This window comes from Amycolatopsis heterodermiae (assembly GCF_034929455.1).
Classification (GTDB): domain Bacteria; phylum Actinomycetota; class Actinomycetes; order Mycobacteriales; family Pseudonocardiaceae; genus Amycolatopsis; species Amycolatopsis heterodermiae.
Genome location: NZ_JAYFSI010000016.1, coordinates 127122 through 152972 on the forward strand (window position 1 = coordinate 127122; position 25851 = coordinate 152972).

At 72.2% G+C, this 25851-nt stretch carries 21 protein-coding genes and 1 riboswitch; of the genes, 7 read left to right on the forward strand and 14 right to left on the reverse strand.

Features of this window, described 5'->3' with window-relative positions; all coding sequences use genetic code 11:
• Positions 1-34: 34 nt before the first annotated feature.
• A complete protein-coding gene (gene holA, locus VA596_RS44340) occupies positions 35-1015 on the reverse strand; it encodes a DNA polymerase III subunit delta (RefSeq protein ID WP_323335981.1) in 981 nt (326 codons plus the stop codon).
• A 136-nt stretch (positions 1016-1151) separates the two neighbouring features.
• Positions 1152-1285: riboswitch (SAM riboswitch) on the forward strand.
• 13 nt (positions 1286-1298) lie between these two features.
• Here holA and thrC point away from each other — a divergent pair.
• Positions 1299-2564 carry a threonine synthase gene (thrC, locus tag VA596_RS44345; RefSeq protein ID WP_323335983.1) on the forward strand — a complete coding sequence of 422 codons (1266 nt, stop codon included), beginning with the start codon at positions 1299-1301 and terminating at the stop codon, positions 2562-2564.
• A gap of 64 nt (positions 2565-2628) precedes the next feature.
• Here thrC and VA596_RS44350 read toward each other — a convergent pair whose 3' ends face one another.
• From VA596_RS44350 to nadD, 7 genes are all read right to left on the reverse strand, one after another.
• Positions 2629-5007 carry a ComEC/Rec2 family competence protein gene (locus VA596_RS44350; protein WP_323335985.1) on the reverse strand — a complete coding sequence of 793 codons (2379 nt, stop codon included), beginning with the start codon at positions 5005-5007 and terminating at the stop codon, positions 2629-2631.
• Entirely contained in the window at positions 5004-5720 is a 717-nt protein-coding gene (locus tag VA596_RS44355) for a ComEA family DNA-binding protein (protein ID WP_323335987.1), read from the reverse strand. The genes VA596_RS44350 and VA596_RS44355 overlap by 4 nt, the downstream gene beginning before the upstream one ends.
• A gap of 141 nt (positions 5721-5861) precedes the next feature.
• Positions 5862-6725 (reverse strand): DegV family protein, encoded by an 864-nt coding sequence (locus tag VA596_RS44360; protein WP_323335988.1) that lies wholly within the window; start codon positions 6723-6725, stop codon positions 5862-5864.
• Positions 6726-6729: 4 nt separating this feature from the next.
• Complete coding sequence (gene octT, locus VA596_RS44365) at positions 6730-7458, reverse strand: diglucosylglycerate octanoyltransferase (protein ID WP_323335990.1); 729 nt, start codon at positions 7456-7458, stop codon at positions 6730-6732.
• 3 nt (positions 7459-7461) lie between these two features.
• Entirely contained in the window at positions 7462-8076 is a 615-nt protein-coding gene (locus VA596_RS44370; RefSeq protein ID WP_247055188.1) for a histidine phosphatase family protein, read from the reverse strand.
• Positions 8073-8468 (reverse strand): ribosome silencing factor, encoded by a 396-nt coding sequence (gene rsfS, locus VA596_RS44375; RefSeq protein WP_323335992.1) that lies wholly within the window; start codon positions 8466-8468, stop codon positions 8073-8075. The genes VA596_RS44370 and rsfS overlap by 4 nt, the downstream gene beginning before the upstream one ends.
• Before the next feature lie 59 nt (positions 8469-8527).
• The gene (gene nadD, locus VA596_RS44380) at positions 8528-9097 is read right to left on the reverse strand and encodes a nicotinate-nucleotide adenylyltransferase (protein WP_392761081.1); all 570 of its coding nucleotides are present in this window, start codon (positions 9095-9097) and stop codon (positions 8528-8530) included.
• 197 nt (positions 9098-9294) lie between these two features.
• Here nadD and VA596_RS44385 point away from each other — a divergent pair, with 197 nt between their 5' ends.
• The 4 genes from VA596_RS44385 (at position 9295) to VA596_RS44400 (ending at position 15452) form a co-directional block, all read left to right on the forward strand.
• Entirely contained in the window at positions 9295-11406 is a 2112-nt protein-coding gene (locus VA596_RS44385) for a RecQ family ATP-dependent DNA helicase (RefSeq protein WP_323335996.1), read from the forward strand.
• A 520-nt stretch (positions 11407-11926) separates the two neighbouring features.
• Positions 11927-13198: an MFS transporter gene (locus VA596_RS44390; RefSeq protein WP_323335998.1), complete on the forward strand. Its 1272-nt coding sequence runs from the start codon at positions 11927-11929 to the stop codon at positions 13196-13198.
• 131 nt (positions 13199-13329) lie between these two features.
• Positions 13330-15051: an arginine--tRNA ligase gene (gene argS, locus VA596_RS44395; RefSeq protein ID WP_323336000.1), complete on the forward strand. Its 1722-nt coding sequence runs from the start codon at positions 13330-13332 to the stop codon at positions 15049-15051.
• 11 nt (positions 15052-15062) lie between these two features.
• Positions 15063-15452 (forward strand): PPOX class F420-dependent oxidoreductase, encoded by a 390-nt coding sequence (locus VA596_RS44400; RefSeq protein ID WP_323336001.1) that lies wholly within the window; start codon positions 15063-15065, stop codon positions 15450-15452.
• Here the strand turns inward: VA596_RS44400 and VA596_RS44405 are convergent.
• Positions 15439-16020, reverse strand: coding sequence for a TetR/AcrR family transcriptional regulator (locus VA596_RS44405; protein ID WP_323336003.1), 582 nt, complete (start codon positions 16018-16020; stop codon positions 15439-15441). The genes VA596_RS44400 and VA596_RS44405 overlap by 14 nt on opposite strands.
• A 58-nt stretch (positions 16021-16078) precedes the next feature.
• On the opposite strand from VA596_RS44405, the gene VA596_RS44410 reads away from it, so the two are divergent.
• A complete protein-coding gene (locus tag VA596_RS44410; RefSeq protein WP_323336004.1) occupies positions 16079-16792 on the forward strand; it encodes an SDR family oxidoreductase in 714 nt (237 codons plus the stop codon).
• Positions 16793-17374: 582 nt separating this feature from the next.
• On the opposite strand, the gene proB is transcribed toward VA596_RS44410, so the two are convergent.
• The 5 genes from proB to VA596_RS44435 all read right to left on the reverse strand — a co-directional run bounded on the left by proB (position 17375) and on the right by VA596_RS44435 (position 23868).
• Positions 17375-18484, reverse strand: a complete 1110-nt coding sequence (gene proB / locus VA596_RS44415) for a glutamate 5-kinase (RefSeq protein WP_323336005.1) — start codon at positions 18482-18484, stop codon at positions 17375-17377.
• The gene (gene obgE, locus VA596_RS44420) at positions 18481-19941 is read right to left on the reverse strand and encodes a GTPase ObgE (protein WP_323336007.1); all 1461 of its coding nucleotides are present in this window, start codon (positions 19939-19941) and stop codon (positions 18481-18483) included. The genes proB and obgE overlap by 4 nt, the downstream gene beginning before the upstream one ends.
• Positions 19942-20050: 109 nt before the next feature.
• A complete protein-coding gene (gene rpmA / locus VA596_RS44425; protein ID WP_323336009.1) occupies positions 20051-20311 on the reverse strand; it encodes a 50S ribosomal protein L27 in 261 nt (86 codons plus the stop codon).
• Positions 20312-20366: 55 nt separating this feature from the next.
• Positions 20367-20681, reverse strand: a complete 315-nt coding sequence (gene rplU / locus VA596_RS44430) for a 50S ribosomal protein L21 (RefSeq protein ID WP_003067132.1) — start codon at positions 20679-20681, stop codon at positions 20367-20369.
• Positions 20682-20844: 163 nt separating this feature from the next.
• The gene (locus tag VA596_RS44435; protein WP_323336011.1) at positions 20845-23868 is read right to left on the reverse strand and encodes a translation initiation factor IF-2 N-terminal domain-containing protein; all 3024 of its coding nucleotides are present in this window, start codon (positions 23866-23868) and stop codon (positions 20845-20847) included.
• Between the two features lie 540 nt (positions 23869-24408).
• On the opposite strand from VA596_RS44435, the gene VA596_RS44440 reads away from it, so the two are divergent.
• Positions 24409-25839 carry a S8 family peptidase gene (locus VA596_RS44440; protein ID WP_323336013.1) on the forward strand — a complete coding sequence of 477 codons (1431 nt, stop codon included), beginning with the start codon at positions 24409-24411 and terminating at the stop codon, positions 25837-25839.
• The last annotated feature ends 12 nt before the right edge of the window (positions 25840-25851 follow it).

Below are 25851 nucleotides of genomic sequence, written 5' to 3' on the forward strand. Positions count from 1 at the left end.
GAAGCCCCGGCTCCGGCCGGGGCTTTCTTCATGTTCAGCGATCGCCCTTGGCCGCCGCCACCTGCAGGACCGCGCGCTCCAGCGCGTAGCCCGGGTCCGCCGCGACGCCCTTGACCTCGGCGTTCAGCCGGGCGACCACCCGCATCGCCGTGGCGAGGCCGTCCTGGTTCCAGCCGCGGGACTGGCCCTGGGCCTTGCGGACCTTCCACGGCGGCATGCCCAGCTCCCCGGCCAGCTGGTTCGGGTTGCCGCGGCCCGCGCCGGAGACGCGGGCGATCGTGCGGACCGCGTCGGCCAGCGCGTCGGCGACCAGGACGTGCGGGACGCCGAGCTGCATCGCCCAGCGCAGCGACTCCAGCGCCGCCGAGCGGTCACCGCTCACCGCCTTCTCGGCCACCGCGAACCCGGTCACGTCGGCCCGGCCGCGGTGGTAGCGGTGGACGGCGTCGGCGTCCACGACGCCACCCGCGTCCGCTACGAGCTGCGTGGCCGCGGAAGACAGTTCCCGCAGGTCGGAGCCCACGGCGTCGATGAGCGCGGCGACCCCGGCCGGGTCGATCTTGCCGCCCGCCCGGCGCACCTCGTGGCGGACGAACTGCTCCCGCTCGGCGGGCTTGGTCAGCTTCGGGCACTCGGTCACCTCGGCGCCGGCCTTCTTGAGCACCGCCGGGAGCGTCTTGCCCGCCTTGCTGCGCCCGCCGCCGGTGTGCACGACGACGAGCACGACGCCGTCCGCCGGGTCCTTCAGGTACGACGCCACGGCGTCGGACAGCTCCTGCGAGATGTCCTGCGCCGACTCGAGGACGATCACCCGGCCCTCGCTGAACAGCGACGGGCTGACCAGTTCGGCCAGCTCAGGCGCTGTGAGATCGGACACCCGCGCCCGCGTCAGCTCGGCCGTCGCGTCCACCGCGCGGGCGGCGGCGAGCGTGTCACGGACGGCCCGCTCGATCAGCAGTTCTTCCTCACCCAGTACCAGGTGCAGCGGGGCCGGGGCGGTGGCTTGCGCGGTCACCCCGGAATCCTCTCACTTGCGCAATCGTGCGCCCGCTCCGGTGATGTCGAGCGGCCACCATGGCACGGCCCGAGGGCCATGTCGTACGGTGTCTTCGAGGCAGCGCTCGTTCCGGTGCGCGCCGAAAACTGAATACCGCTCATCCAGAGGGGCAGAGGGAACGGCCCGACGAAGCCCCGGCAACCGGCGTACAGCCTGTCATCCCGCGATCGCGGGGTAGCTGACGACCACGGTGCCAATTCCGGCCCGCTTCGGCGGGGCAGATGAGGAAAGGAACCTCGCGATGACCGCAACCCTCGGCACGACCTCCACCACCAAGACCCCGGATCTCGGCCCGGCCGTCGAACTGGTGTCGAAGGAAGAGGGCCACCGGCAGCCGCTCGCCCCCGAGTTCGTCTCCGCCGAAGACTTCTCGCCGCTCGAGGTCGCCTACGACTTCGGCCGCGTCCGCCGCGAAGACATCGAGGCCGGCCCCAAGAACATCTGGCGCTACAAGAAGCTCCTCCCGGTTCCGTCCAACGTCGAAGAGATCCCGAACACCGAGCCCGGCGCGACCCGGCTGATCCGCGCCGACCGCCTGGCCAAGGCGCTCGGCCTCAAGCGCGTGTGGGTCAAGGACGACACCGGCAACCCGACGCACTCGTTCAAGGACCGCGTCGTCGCCGTCGCGCTGGCCGCGGCCCGCGAGTTCGGCTTCGAGGTGCTCGCCTGTCCCTCGACCGGCAACCTGGCCAACGCCGTCGCCGCCGCCGCGGCCCGCGCGGGCTGGAAGTCGGTCGTGCTGATCCCGAAGACCCTCGAGCGCGCCAAGATCCTCACCACCGCGGTCTACGACGGCGACCTCATCGCCGTCGACGGCAACTACGACGACGTCAACCGCCTCGCCACCCAGCTGGCCGGCGAGCACCCGAGCTGGGCCTTCGTGAACGTCAACGTCCGCCCGTACTACTCCGAGGGTTCGAAGACGCTCGCCTTCGAGGTCGCCGAGCAGCTCGGCTGGCGGATCCCGCCGCAGATCGTCGTGCCGATCGCCTCCGGTTCGCAGCTCACCAAGGTGGACAAGGGTTTCCGCGAGCTGGGCCAGCTCGGCCTCGTGGACGCCAGCCCGTACAAGGTGTTCGGCGCCCAGGCCACCGGCTGCTCGCCGGTGTCGGCCGCGTTCCGCGCCGGCCACGACGTCGTCCAGCCGGTGAAGCCGGACACCATCGCCCGCTCGCTGGCGATCGGCAACCCGGCCGACGGCCCGTACGTGCTCGACATCGTCAACCGCACCGGCGGCTCGATCGAGGACGTCACCGACGAGGAGGTCGTCGAGGGCATCCGGCTGCTGGCCCGCACCGAGGGCATATTCACCGAGACGGCCGGCGGGGTCACCGTCGCCACGGCGAAGAAGCTGGTCGAGACGGGCAAGCTGGACCCGGACGCCGAGACGGTGCTCCTCATCACCGGCGACGGCCTCAAGACCCTCGACGCCATCGAGAACCACGTGGGCCCGAAGGCCACCGTGCCGGCGTCGGCCGCGGCCGTGAACGAGGCCCTCGGCTACTGACGTCTCCCCCGCCGGGGCGAGCCCAGGCTCGCCCCGGCGGGAACGCGGTGCGGGACAACGGAAGTCAGTGAGGCGGGCCGCGTGGCTCACCTCGGCGGGCTATCGCCGGGCCTGACGGGTCCGGCACCACCGCTGTGTCGCCGTCCACGTCGGTCCGGGTCACCAGGGCTCCGAGCGCTGTCAGTGTGTCCACTGTGGACTTGCTCGGGTGGCCGTAGGTGTTGCCCGCGCCCACGCTGATGAGCGCCGTCCGTGGGGCCACCGCGGCGAGGAACGCCGGCAGCGAGTAGCGCGAACCGTGGTGTGGCACCTTGAGAACCTCCGCTTTCAGGTCGCCGACATCGGCCAGGAGATCGGCCTGCGCCGCCAGCTCGACGTCGCCTGTCATGAGCACGCGACCGGCCGCCGTCTCCGCCCGCAGGACGACCGAGCTGTTGTTGATCGTCGTGCCGTCCTGCGCGCCGGCCGAGCGCGACGGCACGTAACGCGGCCCGAGCACGTCGAGTGCCAGGCCGGGTAGGTCGACCCGCTCTCCCGGGCTCAGCTCCACCAACGGCACCCCTTCGCGGGACGCCTCCGCGGCCACCTGCCGCCACGCCCAGTCCGGCGCACGCCCCGGCCCGACGGCGATGCCGCCGACCGACCGGCCGTCGAAGACCGACGCGAGCCCACCGATGTGGTCGGCGTGCAGGTGGCTCAGGATCAGCAACGGGATCCGGTCGACCGACAGCCGGTGCAGGCACTCGTCGACCGGCCCCGGCTCGGGCCCGGTATCCACCACGACCGCCCGCCCCGGCTCCGACGTCGCCAGCACGACGGCGTCACCCTGGCCGACGTCGCACTCGACCATCGCCCAGCTCCGCGGCGGCCACGCCGGTGCGAGCACCCGCACCGGCACGAACACCAGCAGCGCACCGACGACGAGGATCGCCAGGAGCACCCGGATCCGCCGGTATCGCACAGCGAACACCAGGACCGCGAGCACGCCGGCCGCGAGCAGCGCGCCCGCCCAGCCGCCGGGCCAGGCCACGACCGCGCCCGGTGCCCGCGCGCCGTGCCGCGCCACGAAGATCAGCCACTCGGCCTCCGGACCGGCGAGGTGCACCAGGAACGTCCCGGCTCCCGGCCACCAGGGCCCGGTGACCGTCGCCAGCACCCCGAGCACCGTGGCCGGGGCGACGACGGGTGCGGCGAGGATGTTGGTCACCACCGACACCAGGCTCACCGTGCCCGCCATCCCCGCCAGCACCGGCGCCGTCACCACGAAGGCGGCGAGCGGTACGGCCAGTCCTTCGGCGAAGCCCGGTGGGACGCCGCGACGGACCAGCACCCCGGCCCAGCGCGGGGCCAGCAGCACGAGCCCGGCCGTGGCGAAGACCGACAACGCGAACCCGAAGTCCGTGGCCATCGCCGGGTCCGCCACCACGAGCACGCACACCGCGAAGGCCAGCGCGGGCAACGCCGAACCCCGCCGTCCCAACGCCAGGGCCAACAACGCGACCGCCGCCATGACCCCGGCGCGCAGCACGCTCGGTTCGGGGCCGACCAGGACCAGGAACCCCACCAGGCACAGCCCGGCCGCCACGGCCGACAGCCGAGGGCCCAGCCGAAGTACGCGCAGCAGGAGCAGGACCGCACCACACGCGACGGCGAGGTTTCCCCCGCTGACCGCGGTCAGGTGAGCGAGGCCCGCCGTGACGAACTCCTGCTCGATCCGGGGTGACAACGCGCTCGTGTCGCCCAGGACCAGGCCCGGCAGCAGGCCCGCGGGTTCATCCGGCAGGCTCTGGCTCAGGTCGTGCAGGCCGGATCGCAGCCCGGCCGCGGTCTCCTGCCACCACGGCGCCGGACCCGGCTCACCCGGCGGACCACGCACGGACAGCACCGCCACGGTGAGGTCCGGACCACGCGGCGGCATCAGCAGGCCCGCCACCCGAACCTCCCGGCCCGGCAACATGCCCGCCCACTCCGCGACCGGTGCGAGCAGCAGGACCCGCCCGGACGACACGACGGACTGCCCGTCGACGGACGCCGTGCGCACGTCGGCGGAAAGCACCACGGACCGGGCGCCTGCCTGCTGATCCGCGTAGCCCGCGCTCCGCACCGGCCTCGGCCGTTCCGCGACGACCACCCTGAGCGTCGCGGGCAGCCCCTGGGCCGAGGCCGCGCGCAGGGCGTCCTGCTCGGCGTCGCGGATCCGCGAGGCGACCGGACCGGCGGCGACCAGGCCGAGCACCAGCAGGGCCGCTGCCGCGCCGAGCGCCCGTGACCGGCCACGAGCCCACCAGAGCACCACCCCGGCCAAGGCTGCCGACGTGAGGCCGACGGCGACCGCCGTCCACCAGCCGAACAGGAGCCCGGACAGGGCGGCTAGCCAGCACGCGAGGGCCGCCGGGACCAGCCGCATGTCCTGCCGGGTGTCGGTCGTGGGAAGTGTGCTCATCCGACCGTCACCTGCTCGCGGAGCTTCTCGAACTTGCTTTCGCCGATGCCGTCGACGTCGCGCAGTTGCTCGACCTTCGTGAATCCGCCGTGCTCCGTGCGCCACTGGACGATCCGCTTGGCCATCACCTCGCCGACACCGGGCAGCGTGTCCAGCTGGTCCGGGCTCGCCGCGTTGAGGTCGACCTTCCCGCCGCCGCCTTCGGGGACGCCGGGTGGTGCCGCGGGCGCCGGGATCCCGACCGCGAGCTGTTCGCCGTCGGTCACCTTGCGCGCGAGGTTCACCGCGCTGAGGTCCGCGCCGGGGTCGGCTCCCCCGGCGGCCCGCAGGACGTCCGCGACCCGCGAGCCCTGGGGCACGGTGACCAGGCCGGGCGACCGGACGCGGCCGATCACGCTGACGACGAGACCGGCCTTCGGCGCCGCCGCCGCTTCACCCGCGGGTCTCGCGCTCGGCAGCGGAGGCGGTGGCTCGGGGGCCGGACGGCCGCCCAGCAGCGCGACCGAGCCGAGGACGAGCAGCACGACGGCCGCGAAGACACCGGCGATCGCCCAGCGGCGACGGCCGGCGCCGGTCGCTCCGCCCGGCAGCCAGCGCCGGACCAGCCGGCCGCCCGGCCCGACCGTGCTCGCGTCGGGCGAGAGCTGGTCGGCCAGCCAGGCGAGCCGGTCGTTGACGGGGAGGCCCGGATCCCGGGCGGGCTGCTCGAACACACGATCGACGTTAGGGGTCGCGGGGAGGCGTCGACAGGGGCGCCGCCGCGTCCTGTGGACAACCGGGGTGTTGTGGATGGATCCCGCCGGCCCGGTCCGGGTGCGGCCGTTTTCGTCGTACCCGGATGAGATGCTGGAGGGTCAGGCGTCCGGCCGGGCCGGCACCGTGCGCTGCACCACCACACCCAGCACACCGGGCCCGGTGTGCGCGCCGATCACCGCACCCAGCTCGGAGACCACGCAGCCCCCCGACCGGGGCACTGCCTCCTCCAGCCGGTTCGCCAGCTCGACCGCCCGGTCCGGCGAGGCCAGGTGGTGGACGGCGAGCTCGACGTCGTCGTCGTCCGCGGCCCGGGCCGCCAGCTCGACCAGCCGCGCGATCGCCCGGTTCATGGTGCGGACCTTCTCCAGCGGCAGGATCCGGCCGTCGGACATGTGCAGCACCGGCTTCACCGCCAGCGCCGTCCCGAGCAGCGCCGCGGCCGGGCCGATCCGGCCCCCGCGGCGCAGGTACTCCAGGGTTTCCACGACGAACAACGTCGACGAGCACTTGGCCGCGGTCATCGCCGCCGCCTCGACCGCCTTCGGATCCGCTCCGGCCGCCGCGGCGTCCGCGGCGTGCAGCGCGGCGAACCCGAGGCCCATCGCGGTCGTGCGCGAGTCGACCACGCGCACCCGGTCCGGCCCGACCTCCTGCGCCGCCAGCACCGCCGCTTCCCAGGTGCCCGACAGCTCGCGGGAAAGGTGGACCGAGACGACCGCGTCCGCGCCGTCGGCGAACGCCGCCCGGAACTCCTTCGCGAACTCGGCCGGGGTCGGCCGGGACGTCGTGACGATCTTGCGCTGGCTCATCGCCTCGGCGACCGCCGCCGGGCCGGTCTCCACGCCGTCGAGCGACACCACGCCGTCGACCAGGACGTGCAGCGGCACCACCCGGACCTCGTGCCGTTCGGCGAACCCCTCCGGCAGGTGGGCGGTGGAATCCGTGACTACGGCGACCGACACGCCGTCAGCCTACGTGGCCGCGGGCCGCCACCGGCGCCAGCAACACGGACATGGCCCGGCCCACCGCGGCGTGTCCCGCCCAGCCCCAGTGCATGCCGTCGGGGTTGCCCGCGCCGCTGAGCACGTGCTCGCCGACTACCTCTTTCAAGTCCAGCAACGGAACGCCGGCGCGCTCACCCCAAGCTCGCATCGCGGCCTCGGCGGCCGGACGCGCGGTGTGCACGCCGCCGTAGGCCGCGGCCCGGTGCACCGACGGCAGCATCCCGAAGATCGGCAGCTCGGGACGCAGGACGCGCAACGCTTCCACGGCGTTGTCGAGGTACTGCACGGTGAGCTTCACCGGCAGCACCCGGGGACGGCCGCGGAACGCGACCGACAACCGGGGCTGCGCGGCGAGATAAGCCTTGCGCACCACCCGTCGCAGCGGGTCGGGCCGCAGGTACTTCAGTCCCGATCGCAGGTAGGTCGGCAACGGCGAAGGCAGCGTGTCCATGCTCCCGATCGCCAGCACGACGGCGTCGGCGTGGTGCAGGTCGGCCCAGACGCGCGGATCGCCGGTCAGCGACCACCACACGTCGCGGGCAGTCCAGCCGATCCCCGCGACCAGCTCCGCGGTACCGCCGACGGCCGCCGCGGCGACGTTCGGCCACAGGCGCGGCTCGTCCGCGGCGCAGGGCCCCTCGGGGCCGTGAAAGCTCAGCGAATCGCCGAACACCAGCAGGCGTGGCCCCATCGGCTAGCCGGTCATCCCCGCGTTGTAGGCGTGCAGCCGCCACTTGCCGTCGCGCAGGCCGAGCTCGACCCAGTGGCAGTTGGCGATCCCGCCGAGGGACGGCCAGATCTCGACCGGCAGCTTCAGCAGGCCGGCCGTGAGCGCGATGATCAGCCCGCCGTGCGCGGCCAGCAGGACGGTGTCGCCGACGTCGGAATTGGCCTGCTGCAGATCGGACACGACCTCGCCGGCGCGCTCGGCGACGTCGAGGCGGTTCTCGCCGCCGGGCGGTGCCCAGGTCGCGTCGGTGCGCCAGCGGGCGCGTTCACCGGGGTACTCGGCGTCGACCTCGGCGCCGGTCTTGCCCTGCCACTCGCCCAGGTGCGTCTCGCGCAGGCGCTTGTCGATGCGCAGCGGGACGCCGATGGCGTCGGTGAGGACGGTGGCGGTGTCGGTCGCGCGGCGCAGGTCGGAGGCGATCACCAGGTCCGGTGAGAACCGGGCCAGTGCGGGGACGGCGAAGCGGGCCTGGTTCCAGCCGACCGGGGTCAGCGCCGAGTCGAGGTGACCCTGCATCCGCCCGGCGGCGTTGTAGTCCGTCTCGCCGTGGCGCCAGAGCACCAGCCGCCGCGGGCTCACCGGGCGTCCGCGTCCTCATCGGCGGGCGGCTCCTCGAGACCGGCCACCTCGATCCGCGGGCAGTCCTTCCACAGCCGCTCGAGGCCGTAGAACGTGCGCTCCTCGACGTGCTGGACGTGCACGACGACGTCGACGTAGTCGAGCAGGACCCAGCGGCCTTCGCGGGCGCCTTCGCGGCGGACCGGCTTGTGCCCGCTCTCCCGCAGCTTCTCCTCGACGTTGTCCACGATCGCGCCGACCAGGCGCTCGTTGGACGCGGAGGCGATGACGAAGGCGTCGGTGATGACGAGCTGCTCGGACACGTCCAGCACGACGACGTCGCTGGCCTTCTTGTCCGCCGCCGCGTGTGCGGCAGCTACGGCCAGCTCTCGTGCCTCGGACGTGGCTGTCACAGTGCTCCTTTTCGGATCGGGTTCGCCCGAGAAGGGTACCCGCCGCGACCAGCGGTGCTTCAGTCGCTCTTCCGGTAGAGATCCTTTTTGGTGATGTAGCGGACGACGCCGTCGGGAACGAGGTACCAGACCGGCTCCCCGCGCTCGACGCGGTCACGGCAGCCGGTGGACGAAATCGCCATCGCGGTGACCTCGACGAGGCTCACCTTCCCGCTGGGCAGGTGGTGCGAGTTGAGCCGGTAACCGGGCCGCGTGACGCCGATGAAGTGCGCGAAGTCGAACAGCTCCTCGGCCTTGTGCCAGGTGAGGATCTGCTCGAGGGCGTCGGCGCCGGTGATGAAGTAGAGCTGGTCTTCGGGGTACTCGGCGTGGAGGTCGCGCAGGGTGTCGACGGTGTAGGTCTGGCCGGCGCGGTCGATGTCCACGCGGCTGACCGAGAAGACCGGGTTGGACGCGGTCGCGATGACCGTCATGAGGTAGCGGTCCTCGGCCTTGGTGACCTGGCGGTCGGTCTTCTGCCAGGGCTGGCCGGTGGGGACGAAGATCACTTCGTCGAGCCCGAACCGGGACTGGACCTCGCTGGCCGCGACGAGGTGGCCGTGGTGCACGGGGTCGAAAGTGCCGCCCATGACCCCGATCCGCCGTGGTGACATGAGACCCGAGCCTATACATCGGACCGGCGGGCCGTCCGGTCCAGCAGCACACCTCGCCCGACCGTGCGGAGTTTGTGATTCAGATCACATTACGGCCGGTATTCGACACGAACGGTCCGTTCGCGACGCCGCCGATTCCCGGTTCGTCGGTGCCATGGGGTAGACGTGGGGACGTGGACACGACCAGCACCACCCCAGCACTCCGCGAACGCGCCGAGACCCTCCTCCGGGCCCTGGCCGGCGATTCGGCGAAGCTGCGCGAAGACCAATGGACGGCCATCGAGGCCTTGGTCGCGCAGCGGCGCCGTGCGCTCGTCGTGCAACGCACCGGGTGGGGCAAGTCGGCGGTGTACTTCCTCGCCACCGCGCTGCTGCGGGAACAGGGCAGCGGGCCGACGGTGATCGTCTCGCCGCTGCTGGCGCTGATGCGCAACCAGATCTCGGCGGCGGCGAAGGCCGGGATCCACGCGGCGACGATGAACTCCGCGAACCCGCAGGAGTGGGAGCAGGTCCAGGCGGCGGTCGCGGCCGGCGAGATCGACGTGCTGCTGGTCAGCCCCGAACGGCTGAACAACCCGGACTTCCGCGACAACGTGCTGCCGAAGCTGACCGCGAGCACCGGGCTCCTGGTGGTCGACGAGGCGCACTGCATCTCCGACTGGGGCCACGACTTCCGGCCGGACTACCGGCGCCTGCGCACGCTGCTGGGCGACCTGCCGGACGGCGTGCCGGTGCTGGCGACCACCGCGACGGCGAACGACCGCGTCGTCACCGACGTCGCCGAGCAGCTGGGCCTGGGCACCGGCGGCGACACGCTCGTGCTGCGCGGCACCCTCGACCGGGAGAGCCTCCGGCTGTCGGTGTGCCGGCTGCCGACGTCGCAGGCGCGGCTCGCGTGGCTCGCGGAGCACCTGGCCGAGCTGCCGGGGTCGGGGATCATCTACACGCTGACGGTCGCGGCGGCGCACGACGTCGCGTCGCTGCTGAAGGATCGCGGTTACCCGGTGGCGGCCTACACCGGCAAGACCGACCCGGCCGACCGGCAGGCGGCGGAGGACGATCTGCTCGGCAACCGCGTCAAGGCGCTGGTCGCGACGTCCGCGCTGGGAATGGGGTTCGACAAGCCGGACCTCGGGTTCGTCGTGCACCTGGGCGCGCCGTCGTCGCCGATCGCGTACTACCAGCAGGTCGGGCGCGCCGGGCGTGGCGTGGAGCGCGCGGAGGTCGTGCTGCTGCCCGGCGAGGAGGACCGGGCGATCTGGGCGTACTTCGGGTCGCTGGCGTTCCCCGACGAGCTGCGGGTGACCCAGGTGCTGAACTCGCTCGCCTACGCCGACCGTCCACTTTCGACGGCCGCGCTCGAGCCGTCGGTGGAACTTTCCCGCTCCCGCCTGGAAATGGTGCTGAAGGTGCTGGACGTCGACGGCGCGGTCCGGCGGGTGAAGGGCGGCTGGGAGAGCACGGGCGAAGACTGGCAGTACGACCGCAGCCGCTACCAGCGGGTCGCCGAGGCGCGTGATCGCGAACAAGAGGCGATGCTCGGTTACCTGGCGACCGACGGCTGCCGGATGGAGTACCTGCGGCGCCAGCTCGACGATCCCGAGGCGACCCCGTGCGGGCGGTGCGACAACTGCACTGGCCAGTACTGGGACACGTCGGTGGCCGACGAGGTCGTCGACGCGACGCGGGAACGCTTGCAGCGTCCAGGAGTCGAGGTCGCGCCGCGGAAGCAGTGGCCCACCGGAATGTCCTCTTTGGACGTCCCGGTCTCCGGCCGGATCGGCGCCGACGACCAGGCCGAGCCGGGGCAGGTCCTCGGGCGGCTGACGGATGTCGGCTGGGGCAACCGGCTGCGGGAACTCGTCGGCCCGGCTGCGCAGGACACGGACGTGCCCGACTCGGTGTTCAAGGCGTGCGTGCAGGTGCTGGCCGGGTGGCAGTGGGCGGAGCGGCCGGTGGCGGTGGTCGCGGTGCCGTCGTCGACGCGGCCGAAGCTCGTCTACAGCCTGGCGACGCGGCTGGCGGACATCGGCAAGCTGGACTTCCTCGGCGCGCTCGACGCGGACGGCCCGCCACCGCGGCAGGCGAACAGCGCACAACGGCTGGCCGACCTGTGGCGGCGGCTGAGCATGCCGGCCGACCTGGCCTCGACGTTGCCGGCCGGGCCGATCCTGCTGGTCGACGACGTCATCGACACCGGCTGGACGATGACGCTGGCGACCCGGCTGCTCCGGCGGGCCGGGGCGCCCGCGGTGCTGCCGTTCGCGCTGGCCAGCACGGCCTGATCCGGGCCGCTCGGCGGGTTCCGTCTGCGGGGTGGGTCGGTTGGCGGGGCCGACGTGCGTGGATGGGCCGATGTCGCGTGATCGGCGGCGGGATTCGCGTGATTGAGCGCGGATCCCGTGTGCTTGAGGGCGGGACTCGTGTGATCGGGGGCCGGACTCGCGTGATTGGGCGGGCGTCTCGCGCGCTTCGAGGGGCACCACCCGTGATTGGGCGGGCATCTCCCCTGATTGGAAGGGCATTACGCGTGATTGAGCGGGCATTACGCGTGATTGGGCGGGCATCACGCGCGATTGAAGGGGCATCTCGCGTGATTGGAAGGGCATCACGCGTGATTGGGCGGACGACACACGAGTCTGGAGGGACGACACGCGTACCCAGGTGGACGACTCGCCTACCTGGAGGGACGACACGCGTGCCTGGGGATGATCCGGTGGCTGCGGAAAGGGATGGTGGGGATCTTTCGTACTGCGGGAGGATGTGGCAAAGTCGCGTCCACCTTCGGGGGACGTGGAGGCTGCCATGACCGTGCAGGTTCAGCACCGGCTGCCCGTGCGCAAGCTGTTCGCGGCGAGCGCCGGCAACGCGCTGGAGTGGTTCGACTGGACGATCTACGCGACGTTCAGCATCTACTTCGCCGGCACGTTCTTCCCCTCCGGCAACGACACCCTCGCCCTGATCAACACGTTCGCCACCTACGCGCTCGCGTTCTTCTTCCGGCCGCTCGGCGGCGTCCTGCTCGGGCGCTTCGCCGACACCCGCGGCCGCAAGCCGGCCATGATCCTCACCATCCTGCTCATGGCGGGCGGCTCGGTGGCGATCGGCGTGCTGCCGACGTTCGCGCAGGTCGGCTGGCTCGCGCCGCTCCTGCTGCTGCTCGCCCGGATCGCGCAGGGCCTCTCGCTCGGCGGCGAGGTGTCCAACGCGTCGGCCTACCTGGGCGAGATCGCGCCGGCGGAGCGGCGCGGCCGGTACTCGGCGTTCTTCTACATCTCGACCGGCTCCGCGGTGCTCGTCGCGACCGTGCTCGGGTTCGTGCTCGCGCGGACACTGGACAAGGCGCAGCTCGCGTCCTGGGGCTGGCGGCTGCCGTTCCTGCTGGGCGGCGTCTTCGGCCTGGTCGGGCTGTGGCTGCGCCGCAGTCTCGCGGAGACCGAGCTGTTCGAGCAGACCAAGACCAAGGCACGGAAACTCGAGCGGCCGCTGCTGACCACGTTGACGCACCACCGCAAGGCCGTCGGCCGGCTCGTCGGGTTCTCCATGCTCTCGACGCTCAGTTACTACACGTTCTTCAGCGCGCTCACGTCTTTCGCGGTGAAGAACCGCCACGCCGACGCCGATGCCGTGTTCCTCGCGCTCTCGGTCGGCACGGCGTTGTTCATCGCGCTGCAGTACCCGATGGGCGCGCTCGCGGACCGCGTCGGGCGGAAGCCGCAGCTGCTCGTCTGGTCCGCTGCCACGGCGGTCGTCATCGTGCCACTGTCCACTTTGATCGGCCCGAACATCGGCGGCCTGCTCGTCGTGTTCTGCGTCGGGCTCGGGCTGTACACCGCGATGACGTCGATCGCGCCGGCCATCATGAGCGAGCTGTTCCCCACCGAGCTGCGCGGGCTGGGGATCGGCGCCTGGTACAACCTGACCGTCGCGGTCTTCGGCGGCACCGCTCCCCTGCTCATCACGGTGTTCGGCGCGATCTCGCCGACGCTCTACTTCTGGTACGTCGCCGCCGGGGCCGCGATCGCGTTCGCCGTGATCCTGACGCTGCCGGAGACCAAGGGCAGCGAGCTGGGGTAATCCCTTCGTCGCCGGCCGGTGGCGCTCGCTAGGCTGTGATATCCGGGGCTCCGCCCCGCGCCGGGGGCTTCGCCACCCGGACCCCCTCAAGCGGTTGAGGCTCCGCTGACCGAGCCCGAAGGAGGGACACCGTGCACACCGCCGACGTTACCGAGGAGCTGGCGCGCCGCGTGGTGGCCGCCGCCGGCCGGGCCCTGGACGTGGAGCTGACGCCGGAGCAGGCGCTGATCCAGGCGTCGCCGCGTGACGGCGTCGACTACCAGGCCAACCTCGCGATGAGCCTCGGCAAGAAGCTCGGCCGGCCGCCGCGCGAGGTCGCCACGCTGATCACGGAAGCCCTGAAGCTGGACGGGATCGCCGAGGCGCCCGAGGTCGCCGGGCCCGGGTTCCTCAACTTCGTGCTGCGCAAGGACTGGCTGGAAACGCGCACCGCCGAAGTGCTCGGCGATCCGCGGCTCGGCGTGCCGCAGACGGCCGGGCCGCGCACGATCGCGCTCGATTACAGCAGCCCGAACGTCGCGAAGGAGATGCACGTCGGGCACCTGCGCTCGTCCGTGATCGGCGACGCCCTAGCGCGCCTGCTGCGCTTCGCGGGTCACGAAGTGCTGCCGCACAACCACCTCGGCGACTGGGGCACGCCGTTCGGCATGCTCATCGAGCACCTGCTCGACGTCCCGTCCGGCGAGCGCGCGATCGCCGACCTCGACGCGTTCTACCGCGAAGCACGCCGGAAGTTCGACAGCGACGAAGCGTTCGCGACGCGGGCGCGGAACCGCGTCGTGCTGCTGCAGAGCGGCGACGAAGAGACCCTCGCCGTGTGGCAGACGCTCGTCGACGAGTCGACCCGGCACTTCAACGAAGTCTACGCCCTGCTCGGGATTTCCTTGACGGACAAGGACATCTACGGCGAGAGCTTCTACAACCCGTACCTCGCCGCGGTCGTCGACGACCTGGAGACGGCCGGGCTGACCGAAATCAGCGACGGCGCCGTCTGCGTGTTCCCCGAAGGGTTCCGCAACCGGGACGGCGACCGGCTGCCGCTGATCGTCCGCAAGCGCGACGGCGGCTACGGCTACGCCGCCACGGACCTGGCCACCGTCCGGTACTGGACGGCCGAGCGTGGCGCGACCGACCTGCTCTACGTCGTCGGATCGCCGCAGGCGCAGCACTTCGCGATGGTGTTCTCGGCCTGCCGCAAGGCCGGCTGGCTGACCGGGCACGCCGAGCACGTCGGCTTCGGCACCGTGCTGGGCGCCGACGGCAAGACGATGCGGACCCGGGCCGGCGAGACGATCAAGCTGGTCGACCTGCTCACCGAAGCCGTGACGCAGGCCGCCGTGGTCGTCGCCGAACGCAGTGAGCTCGACGCGGCGGGGCAGGCCGAGGTCGCCCGGGCCGTCGGCATCGGCGCGGTCAAGTACGCCGACCTTTCCGGTGACCGCGAGCGCGACTACGTCTTCGCCTGGGACCGGATGCTCGCGAAGGAGGGCAACACCTCGGTGTACCTCCAGTACGCGCACGCGCGGACGCGGTCGATCCTGCGCAAGGCGGGTGGCGAGCCCGAGGGCACGCGGATCCTGCTGGACGAGCCGGCCGAACGCCCGCTCGCGCTGAAGCTGCTGCGGTTCGGCGAGGCCCTCGACGCCGCGACGAACGCGTACGCGCCGCACAAGCTCTGCACGTACCTTTACGAGGCCGCAGTCACCTTTTCCCGGTTCTACGACGATTGTCCGGTCCTCAAGGCGCCGACCCCCGAGCTGCGCGCGTCCCGGCTGCGGTTGACTACGCTGACGGCGAACACGCTCGCGCTCGGGCTCTCCCTGCTCGGCATCGCAGCGCCCGACCAGCTGTAGTGGAGACCACTGTGGAACTGCCCGGCGACCTTCTCGCCCTGCTGCGCGAGCCCAGCCTCTGCTTCCTGGCGACGTCGATGCCGGACGGCTCGCCGCAGCTCACCCAGACCTGGGTGGACACCGACGGCACGCACATCCTGGTGAACACCGTGCTGGGCCACCAGAAGCAGCGCAACATCGAGCGTGACCCGCGGGTGGCGCTCAACGTCGCCGACCGCGAGCGGCCGTCGCGCTACTACGCGATCCGCGGGCAGGTCGTCGAGATGACCGAAGACGGCGCCGTCGAGCACATCGAAAAGCTGGCGCAGCGTTACCTCGGCGGCCCGTACCCGTGGTGGGGCGGGCGCGACCAGACGCGGCTGCTGCTGACGATCAAGCCGGACCGGATCAACCCGACGTAGGCGCCAGCAGCGCCACCAGTTCGCCGGCCATTTCCGGGCCGATCGGCTCGCGGGTCGCCAGGAGCCGGTACCAGAGCGTGCCGAACACGACGTCGATCACCGTGCCGGGGCCGACCCCGGCCGGGAGTTCGGCGCGCTCGCGGGCGCGTTCGACGATCTCGCCGAGCGCGTCGCGGCGGCGGAACAGGAAGTCCTCGCGGAACCGCTTGCCGAACTCCGGGTCGATCTGCGCCTGCGCCATCAGCGCCCGCAGCGTGTCCGCGACCTGGGACTTCGTGCCCAGCGCGTAGGTGCGGTCGAGGAACAGCGCGAGATCGGCGCGGAACGACCCCTCGTCGGGGATCGGGACCTGCAGGTCCGCCTTCGTCGCGAGCGCGTCGAGCAGGACGTCGGCCTTCGACGGCCACCAGCGGTAGATCGTCTGCTTGCCGACGCCGGAGCGTGCCGCGATCCCCTCGACGGTCAGCGCGCCGTAGCCCGCTTCGGCGGCCAGTTCGAGCGTCGCGACGAGGATCGCCTGTCGGCTCTGCTCACTGCGCTTGCGGCCGGGACGGGACTGGTCGGTCATGGGATCCGATGGTACCGTCGATTTCGAAACGAGACGTACCGGTTCGAAATGGGGAAACATGAGTATCGCTCTAGTCGCCGGCGGCACCTCGGGCATCGGCCTGGCGACCGCGCGGCGCCTGCACACGCGGGGCTACGACGTCCACATCACCGGGCGCGGCAAGGAACGCCTCGACGACGTCGCCGCGAGCGACCCGCACCTGACCGGGCACCAGGCCGACGGCGGGGACGCAGTGGCGATGGCCGCGCTGGCCGAGTCGCTCGGCACGGTCGACGTGCTGGTGGTGAGCTTGTCCGGCGCCGAAGGTCTGGGGCCGATCGCCGAGCTGGACCTGGCGATGCTGCGCCGGGCCTTCGACGCGAAGTTCTGGGCGCACCTGACGACGATCCAGGCCGTGCTGCCGCACCTGGCGGCGGACGGCTCGATCACCCTGCTCGGCGCGATCAGCGCCCGCGCCTCCATGCCGGGCACGGCCGGGATCGGCGCGCTCAACGCGGCGGTCGAAGCCCTGGTCAAACCGCTCGCGGTCGAACTCGCGCCGCGACGAGTCAACGCGGTCTCCCCCGGCGTCGTCGACACGGCATGGTGGAGCGGCTTCCCGGACGAGATGCGCGAAGGATTCTTCGCGCAGACGGCGGCTTCGATCCCGTCCCGCCGCGTGGCGACGGCGGACGACGTGGCCGAGGTGGTCGCCCTCGCGGCGACGAACCGCAACCTGAGCGGCACGGTGCTGGAAGCCGACGGCGGGGCGCACCTGGTTTCGGTGGGCTGAGCCGGATCACGTGAGCCGCGGGGCATCACCCGTGATCAGACGGGCCTCACGCGTGACTGGAGGGGCATCACACGTGACTGGAGGGGCATCACGCGTGATTGGAGAGTCGACACGCGTGATCAGGGAGACGACACACGTACCCAGGTGGACGACACGTGTACCTGGATAGACGACACGCGTTCCTGGGCGGACGACACGCGTACCTGCGTGGACGACACGCATGCTCGGAGAGGCATCGCGCGCGACTGGGAAGTCGACACACGTGCCTGGAGAGGCGACGCACGTACCTAGGCGGACGACACGCATGCTTGGAGAGGCATCACCCGTGATTGGGAAGTCGACAACCGCACCTGGATAGACGACACGTGTACCTAGGCGGACGACACGCGTGCCTGGGCGGACGACACGCGTACCTGCGTGGACGACACGCGTGGCCGAAGAGGCATCGCGTGTGACTGGGGAGTCGACACGTGTGATTGAGGGGTCGACGCGCGTGATTGGGTGGACGACACGCGTGGTGGGAGGGGTGTTGCGTGTGGCGGGGGGGGGGCGACGTGTGGGGTTGGGGGACGGTGCGGTGGGTTAGCGGCGTAGGGGGACCAGGTCGTCGGCGTGGACTACCTCGCGGCGTTGTTCTGGCGGTAGCTCGGGGGTTGAGCGGCCGATCAGGTCCGGGAGCTCTGTCGCGTCGAAAGCCACTACGCCGCGGGCTACCGCGCGGTCGTGGGCGTCCACCAGGTCGACCACGTCGCCCGCCTGGAAGTCGCCGTCCACGCCGGTGATTCCGGCCGCCAGCAGGGAGCGACGGCGGCGGACCACCGCCGTCACCGCGCCGTCGTCGATGCGGAGCTTGCCTGTCGTGTCCGCCGCGTAGCCCAGCCAGAACCGGCGGGCCGACAGGCGGGTGTCGGCCGGGGCGAACGCCGTGCCCGGCGACGCCGTCGTCAGGGCCGCCGACGCCTCCGAAGCCGCCGCGAGCAGGACCGGGATGCCGGCGCCGGCCGCGGTGCGGGCGGCGGCCAGCTTGGACACCATGCCGCCGGTGCCCAGGCCGGAGCTGGAGATCCCGACCGAGATACCGTCCACATCGGACTCCGAGAGCACCTCGGTGAGCTTGCGGGTGGCACCCTCGCGCGGGTCGCCGTCGTAGAGACCGTCCACATCGGACAGCAGGATCAGCGCGTCGGCGCCGATCAGGTGCGCCACCAGGGCGGCCAGCCGGTCGTTGTCGCCGAAGCGGATTTCCTCGGTGGCGACCGTGTCGTTCTCGTTGACCACCGGGACCGCGCCGAGCGCCAGCAGCCGCGAGAAAGTCCGCTGCGCGTTGCGGTAGTGCGAACGCCGCACGACGTCGTCGGAGGTGAGCAGCACCTGCCCGACGGTCAGCGAGTACCGCCCGAACGACTCGGCGTACGCGTGCGCCAGCGCCAGCTGCCCGACGCTCGCCGCCGCCTGCTGGGTGGCGAGGTCCTTCGGCCGCTTGCCCAGCGAAAGCGGCGCCAAACCGGCGCCGATCGCGCCGGAGGAAACGAGCACGATCTGCGTGTCCCGGGCGACCCGGGCCGCGATCGCGTCGACCAGCGCGCCGAGCCGGACCGGGTCGAGACCGCTGCCCGCGGTGGTCAGCGCCGAGGAACCGACCTTGACCACCAGCCGCCGGGCGGCGGCGATGGCCTCCCGCGTGCCGCTCACGCGTCCAGGTCCACGTCGGCGCCTTCCGGCTCGTCCGGGCCGTCGCGGCGGATCCGGCGGGCTTCCTTGCGCTCGGCCGCGCCGATCCGGTCGTGGTTCTCGAGGCGGACGTCGGTGCCGCGCCCGGACAGGTGCATCGCGACGCTCGGCGTCGACGGCTCCCACTCGAACTGGACGTCGCCGATGGTGACCGGGCTGCCCGGCCGCGCGCCGAGCTTCGCCAGCTTGTCCTCGACGCCGAGGCGGTTGAGGCGGTCGCCGAGGTAGCCGACGGCCTCGTCGTTGCCGAAGTTCGTCTGGCGGATCCACCGCTCCGGCCGCGAGCCGCGCACGATGAAGGCGCCCTCTTCCTCGGGATCGACCTCGACGGTGAAGCCTTCGTCGTCGACGGCCAGCGGCCGCAGCACGATCTTCTCCGGCTCCAGCACCGGCTGCATCTCACGGTACTGTTCGACCACCTTGGCGAGCGCGAAGGTCAGCTCGCGCAGACCCTTGCGCGACGCCGTGGAGATCTCGAACACCTGCAAGCCACGGGCTTCGAACTCCGGGCGGACGAAGTCGGCGAGCTCGGCGGCCTCCGGGACGTCGATCTTGTTCAGGACGACCACGCGCGGGCGCTCTTCGAGCTTCCCGCCGAGGCCGGGCGTGTACTTCGCCAGCTCCAGCTCCAGAGCGTCCACATCGGACACCGGGTCGCGCCCGGGCTCGAGGGTGGCGCAGTCGACGACGTGCACCAGCACCGCGCACCGCTCGATGTGACGCAGGAAGTCGAGCCCCAGGCCCTTGCCTTCGGACGCGCCGGGGATCAGGCCGGGGACGTCGGCCATCGTGAAGACGGTGTCGCCGCCGGTGATCACGCCGAGGTTCGGCACCAGCGTGGTGAACGGGTAGTCGGCGATCTTCGGCTTGGCCGCGGACAGCACCGAGATCAGCGACGACTTGCCGGCGGACGGGAAGCCGAGCAGGCCGACGTCGGCGACCGAACGCAGCTCCAGCACGAGGTTGCGGGCCTCACCCGGCTCACCCAGCAGCGCGAACCCGGGCGCCTTGCGGGCCTTCGACGACAGCGCGTGGTTGCCGAGACCGCCGCGGCCGCCCTGGGCCGCGACGAACGTGGTGCCGGGGCCGATCAGGTCGGCGACCATCTCGCCGTCCTCGGTGAACACGACGGTGCCGGACGGCACCTTCATCACCAGGGTCTCGCCCGCCGCGCCCGCGCGGTTGCCGCCCTGGCCCAGCTTGCCGCTGCCCGCCTTGGCGTGCGGGCGGAAGTGGAAGTCGAGCAGGGTGTGCACGTTCGGGTCGACGACCAGCAGGACGTCGCCGCCGTTGCCGCCGTTGCCGCCGTCCGGGCCGCCGAGAGGCTTGAACTTCTCGCGGTGCACCGAGGCGCAGCCGTTGCCCCCGTCACCGGCGGTCAGGTGGATCACCGCGCGGTCCACGAAACGGGACGCCATGACTTGCCTCTTTCATTCGCGAGCGGGGGATACACAAAACAAACGAGGGGTGGCACCGGATATTCCGGTCCCACCCCTCGTTCGAGGTCTAGCGTCGAGAACCGAAGACTCAGGCCTCGGCTGGCACGACGATGTTGATCGTCTTGCGACCACGCTTCTCGCCGAACTGGACCGCACCGGCGGCCAGCGCGAACAGCGTGTCGTCGCCGCCACGGCCGACGTTCACGCCCGGGTGGAACTTGGTGCCACGCTGGCGGATCAGGATCTCGCCGGCGTTGACTTCCTGGCCGCCGAAGCGCTTGACGCCGAGGCGCTGCGCGTTCGAATCGCGACCGTTGCGGGAGCTGGACGCACCCTTCTTGTGAGCCATGGCTCAGCCCTTCTTTAAAAAGACTCGGTCTGAAAAAGCAGATCCGGAGAAGTTCTTACAGGGAGATGGCGGTGACCTCGACGCGGGTCAGCTTCTGCCGGTGACCCTGACGCTTGTGGTAGCCCGTCTTGTTCTTGAACTTGTGGATCCGGATCTTCGGACCCTTGGTCTGCTCGACGACCTTGCCGGTGACCGAGACCTTCGCCAGCGCGTCGGCGTCCGTGGTGACATCGCCACCGTCGACGTACAAAACGGCGGGGAGAATGTGCTCGGTGCCCGGCTCGCCCTCGAGCTTCTCGACCTCGACCACGTCGCCGACGGCAACCTTGTACTGCTTGCCGCCGGTCTTGACGATCGCGTACGCCGACACGGAAGTCTCCTGCATTACTCGACAATGGGTGGGGGCCCCGCGCGATCGGCCCGCCTCCGGGAAGGCGGTCCTGTTCTCACGCAGGCGGCCTACTCTGGTGGTAGGCCGTACTACAGGTTACGTGGGGTGCCCCGGTGCGTTACCACCGGGGTCCCCTAGTCGTTCAGCTTGCGCTCTGCTCCGAGGCCTTGACCGGCGGCCCGGCCGGGCGTGACGCGGCCCGGCGCGGACGGCGCCGGGTGGAGCGCACGGCCGGTTCGGGCACGCTGACCTCGGGTTCGGCGACCGGCTCAGCGGCCTCCGAAGACTCTGTGACGGGCTCTTCCGCCGGCTCGGGTGCCGACGAACGCTCGACGGACGGCTCCTCCAGCGGCACCGGCGTCTCGTCCGCCTCGGTGGTCACCGGGACGTCGGCGACCTCCGAAGCCGGCACCGGGGCCACGACGGCCTCGTCCGGCGTCTCGGTGGCCTGGGAGGCCTCCGCCGTGTCGGTCACCTCGGGGACGGGCCCGTTGCCGTTGAGGGCACCGTGCTCGTGCGGCTGTTCCTTGACGGCCTTGGACGCGTTCGCCATGGCCGCCACCGCGGACGCGATCGACTCGCGCTTCTCCGGCGGCGGAACGACGTGCACCTCGTCCTTGACCGCTTCGGCCGGCTGCGGCGCGGCTTCCTCGCCCTTGCCACCACGGCCGCGCGACCGGCGGGAGCTCTTCTCCCCGCCGCCACCGCCGCCGTTGCCACCACCGTTGCCGCCGCCGCCGTTGCCCCCGTGGGAGTGGCCCGTGCCGCCGGCCGTGCGCTGCGGCTCGGTCGAGACGACGACGCCGCGGCCCTTGCAGTGCTCGCACGGCGTCGAGAACGCCTCGAGCAGCCCGGTGCCGATCTTCTTGCGGGTCATCTGGACCAGGCCCAGCGAGGTGACCTCGGCGACCTGGTGACGCGTGCGGTCGCGGCCGAGGCACTCGGTGAGGCGGCGCAGCACCAGCTCGCGGTTGGACTCGAGCACCATGTCGATGAAGTCGATCACGATGATGCCGCCGATGTCCCGCAGTCGCAGCTGGCGGACGATCTCCTCCGCCGACTCCAGGTTGTTGCGGGTCACCGTCTCCTCGAGGTTGCCGCCCGAGCCGGTGAACTTGCCGGTGTTGACGTCGATGACCGTCATCGCCTCGGTGCGGTCGATCACCAGGTAGCCGCCCGAGGGCAGCCAGACCTTGCGGTCGAGGGCCTTGGTGATCTGCTCGTCGATCCGGTGGTCGGCGAACGCGTCACCGGTGCCGGTGTAGCGCTTGACCCGCTCGGACAGCTCCGGCGCGACGTGCCGGACGTAGTCGTTGATGGTCTCCCACGACCGGTTGCCCTGGATCTCCAGCTTGGCGAAGTCCTCGGTGAAGAGGTCACGCACGACCTTGACCAGCAGGTCCGGCTCTTCGTAGAGCATGGTCGGCGCGCCGCCCTTGCGGCCGGAGCCGGCGTCGGCCTTCTCCTTGATGACGTCCCACTGGGCCTTCAGGCGGTCGACGTCGCGGCCGAGCTCCTCCTCGCCGATGCCCTCGGAGGCGGTGCGGATGATCACACCCGCGTCCTCCGGGACGATCCGCTTGAGGATGTCCTTGAGCCGGCGGCGCTCGTTCTCCGGCAGCTTGCGGGAGATGCCGGTGGCGCCGCCCGCGGGGACGTACACCAGGAAGCGGCCGGGCAGCGAGATCTGCGTGGTCAGCCGGGCGCCCTTGTGCCCGACCGGGTCCTTGGTCACCTGGACCAGCACGGAGTCGCCGGTGGAGAGCGCCTGCTCGATCTTGCGGGCCTTGCCCTCCAGGCCGGCGGCGTCCCAGTCGACCTCACCGGCGTAGAGCACGGCGTTGCGGCCGCGGCCGATGTCGATGAACGCGGCCTCCATGCTCGGCAGCACGTTCTGGACACGGCCGAGGTAGACGTTGCCGACGATCGAGCCGGAGCCCGACTGCGTCACGAAGTGCTCGACCAGCACGCCGTCCTCGAGCACGCCGATCTGCGTCGACTCGCCCTTTTCGACGACGACCATCGTGCGCTCGACCGCCTCGCGGCGGGCGAGGAACTCGGCCTCGGACAGGATCGGGGCGCGGCGGCGGCCGGCCTCGCGGCCGTCACGGCGGCGCTGGCGCTTGGCCTCCAGGCGCGTCGAGCCGCGGACGCTGCGGACCTCGTCGCGGGCCGGGCGCTCGCGCTCGGCCTGCTCGGCCTTGGCCTGGCGGACGTGGGTGACGGTGTTGGGCGGGTCGTCGGTGCCGGTGTCGCCGCTGTCGTCGCCGTCCGAGCCCTTGCGGCGACGGCGGCGGCGACGGCGCTTGCTGCCGCCTTCACCGTCGTTGTCGCTGTCGTTGTCGGAGTCGTCTTCGGGCTCCTCCACGGTGTCCGGCTCGTCCTTGACGGCCTTTTCGTCCGTGTTGCCGTTACGGGAGCGGCGGCGCGCGGGCTGCTGCTGCGGCTGCTCCTCCTCGGCCTGGGCGTCGTCGCCGTCGTTCTCGTCACTGCCGTCGGCGCCCTTGCCGCGGCCGCGGCCACGGCGGCCGCGGCGGCGACGGCGGCGGCTGTTGGCGTCGTCACCGTCGTCGTCACCGGAGTCGGTGGCCGGCGTGGTGTCCTCGGCCTCCTCTTCCTCGGCGACCTCGGGCTCGGGCTGCGGGTGCTTCTGCTGCTTCACCGGGGCCGGCGGCTCCGCGAACGGGTCGGCCGGCTTGCGGGCCGGCTTGGTCGCGGCGGGCTCGGGCGGCAGGAAGACCGGCGACGGCGCGGCGAACACCGGCAGGTGCGCACGGGTCTTCTGCCGCGGCCGCGGCTTCTCGGCCTCGGCGGCCGGCACCTCGGGCACGGCCGGCGCGGCGGACCGCTGCGGCTCGGGCTCGGGCTCGGCCCGCTCGGCCGGGGCCACCTCGACGTCACCGCCGGAGGCCGGGGCCGCTTCGACGTCGCCGCCCGAGAAGGCCTCGGCGACCTTGAGGGCCACTTCCCTGGTCACGCTCGACTGCGCGCTGCGGACGCTTTCGCCCAGTTCGGCCAGCTTCGCGAGGACGTCCCGGCTGTGCGACTCGAGCAGCTTGGCCAGCGCGTGCACCCGGATCCGGGCGGGCAGGTCGGCCAGCGGGCCGGTCGTGGGTGTGGCGGGATTCCCGCCGGTGTGCTCGGCGGGTGTTTCCGCGTTCGACATGTGTCTCCTCCGCCCCCGGGCGCGTCTGCCGGTTCAACCCGGCAGGGACGCGGCCGCGCAGGGGCCCCTTTCTGTTCGTTCCGCCGTGGTGGTCACCAGCGGCGGGAATCCTTGCCCGACGACCGGGCGCCGCACCATCGACTCCCGATGGCGCGCAACCCGGTCAAAGGTCTGCTCGGCGGCGTGCGTGCCCAGGCCTCACGGCCCCCGGGCCGCCCGCCACGTCGTCCAGCCACCCGGCTCGCGGGCGGCGACGCGCGTGGTGCTGGTTCATGCACTTCACCGGGCCACCGCTCCGCAGGCAGCACCTCTCACGTGCGCCCCGCGGCCCAGCGGCCATCCGCAGTATCCCACACCCGGTGACTGCTCCGGTGTACTCGGTACCTCCGGCAGGCCGCCCGGGCGCGCCGCGAGGGCACCGGCCGGGCGAACTTGGCCGAAGAGCTTGTCCGCCGGGCGCGCGGTGGCTAGCGTGCGGCTCGGGGTGGCCGGGCGCGCACGCGCCGGCACCCGCGGTTCCTGCGTCCGGTGGGAGGTCAGGTGTCCCTGCTGGCGCGGCCGATGCGGGCGGCCGTGTGCACCGTCCTGGTGCTTTCGGGATGCGTCACCGCCGGTCCGGCGCTGGCCGACGAGTCGTCCTGCGCCCACGGGCGGACCCTCCGCTACGTCGTCACCTTTGACCGCGGCACGGACGAGACCGCCGCACGTTCGGAGATCTCCGGCGCCTGCGGCGCCACGACCGTGTACTACCCGCAGATCGCCGTCGCCGTGGCGACCTCCGGCGATCCGGGGTTCGGGTCGCGCATCGGGCTGGACCGGACGTTCAGCGCCCAGGGCGAGCGGCTGGCCGCCCAGCACGCGACCGACCCGGTGAAACCGCAGCCCGCGCGGGCCGCGCTGCCGGCGACCGACCCCGCGGCGGTGCCCGCCGCGGACCTGACCGACCGGCAGTGGGACATGCAGGCGATCAACGCGGGCTGGGCGCACAAGGTGTCCGAGGGCAGCCGCGACGTCGTCGTCGGCGTGCTCGACTCGGGCATCGACCCGGCCCACCCGGACCTGACCGCGGCGCTGGACCGCGACGACTCCGCCGGCTGCCTCACCGGCGCCCCCGACCAGGACCTCGGCGCGTGGGCGCCGACGACGTCGGTGCACGGCACGCACGTGGCCGGGATCATCGCGGCGGCCGACGACGGCCACGGCGTCACGGGGGTGGCGCCCGGCGTGCGCGTCGCCTCGGTCAAGGTGATCGACGACCGCGGTTACGCCGACCCGGAGGCCGCCGTGTGCGGGCTGATGTGGGCGGCGTCGCGGCACATGCAGCTGACGAACAGCAGCTTCTTCGTCAACCCGTGGTCGCTGTCGTGCATCCGCGGCGACGACCGCGGGGTGGTGCACGAAGTGCTGGCCAGGGCGGTGGAGTACAGCACGGCGGCGGGCACGCTGAACGTCGCGGCGGCGACCAACGAGGCGGTCGACCTCACGCCGTCCGCCCGTTCGGGCACCCCCGGCGCGGGCACCGGCTGCGAGGCCCTGCCCGCCGGGCTGCGGGACGTCGTCGCGGTGTCGGCCGTCGGCGCGGACCGGGTGAAGGCGGGGTACAGCTCGTACGGGCTGGGCGTGATCGACGTCACCGCGCCCGGCGGCGAGACCGGCCAGTGCGTGCTTTCGACGGTCCCCGGCGGGTACGCGCCGCTGTGCGGGACGTCGATGGCGGCCCCGCACGTCGCCGGGGTGCTCGCGCTGCTGGCGTCGTCGCATCCCGGAGCGGGCCCGCGGCAGCTGCGGCGGATCCTGGACGAGCAGGCGACGCCGATGCCGTGCCCGGCCGACTACGACCTGACCGGGGACGGCACCCAGGACGCGTACTGCGCGGGCTACGAGGGGTTCAACGGCTTCTACGGGCACGGGATGGTGGACGCGATGGCGGCGGTGGCGCCGCGGAGCGGGCGGCCGGACCCGGCTCGCTGAGCCGCCGTCATG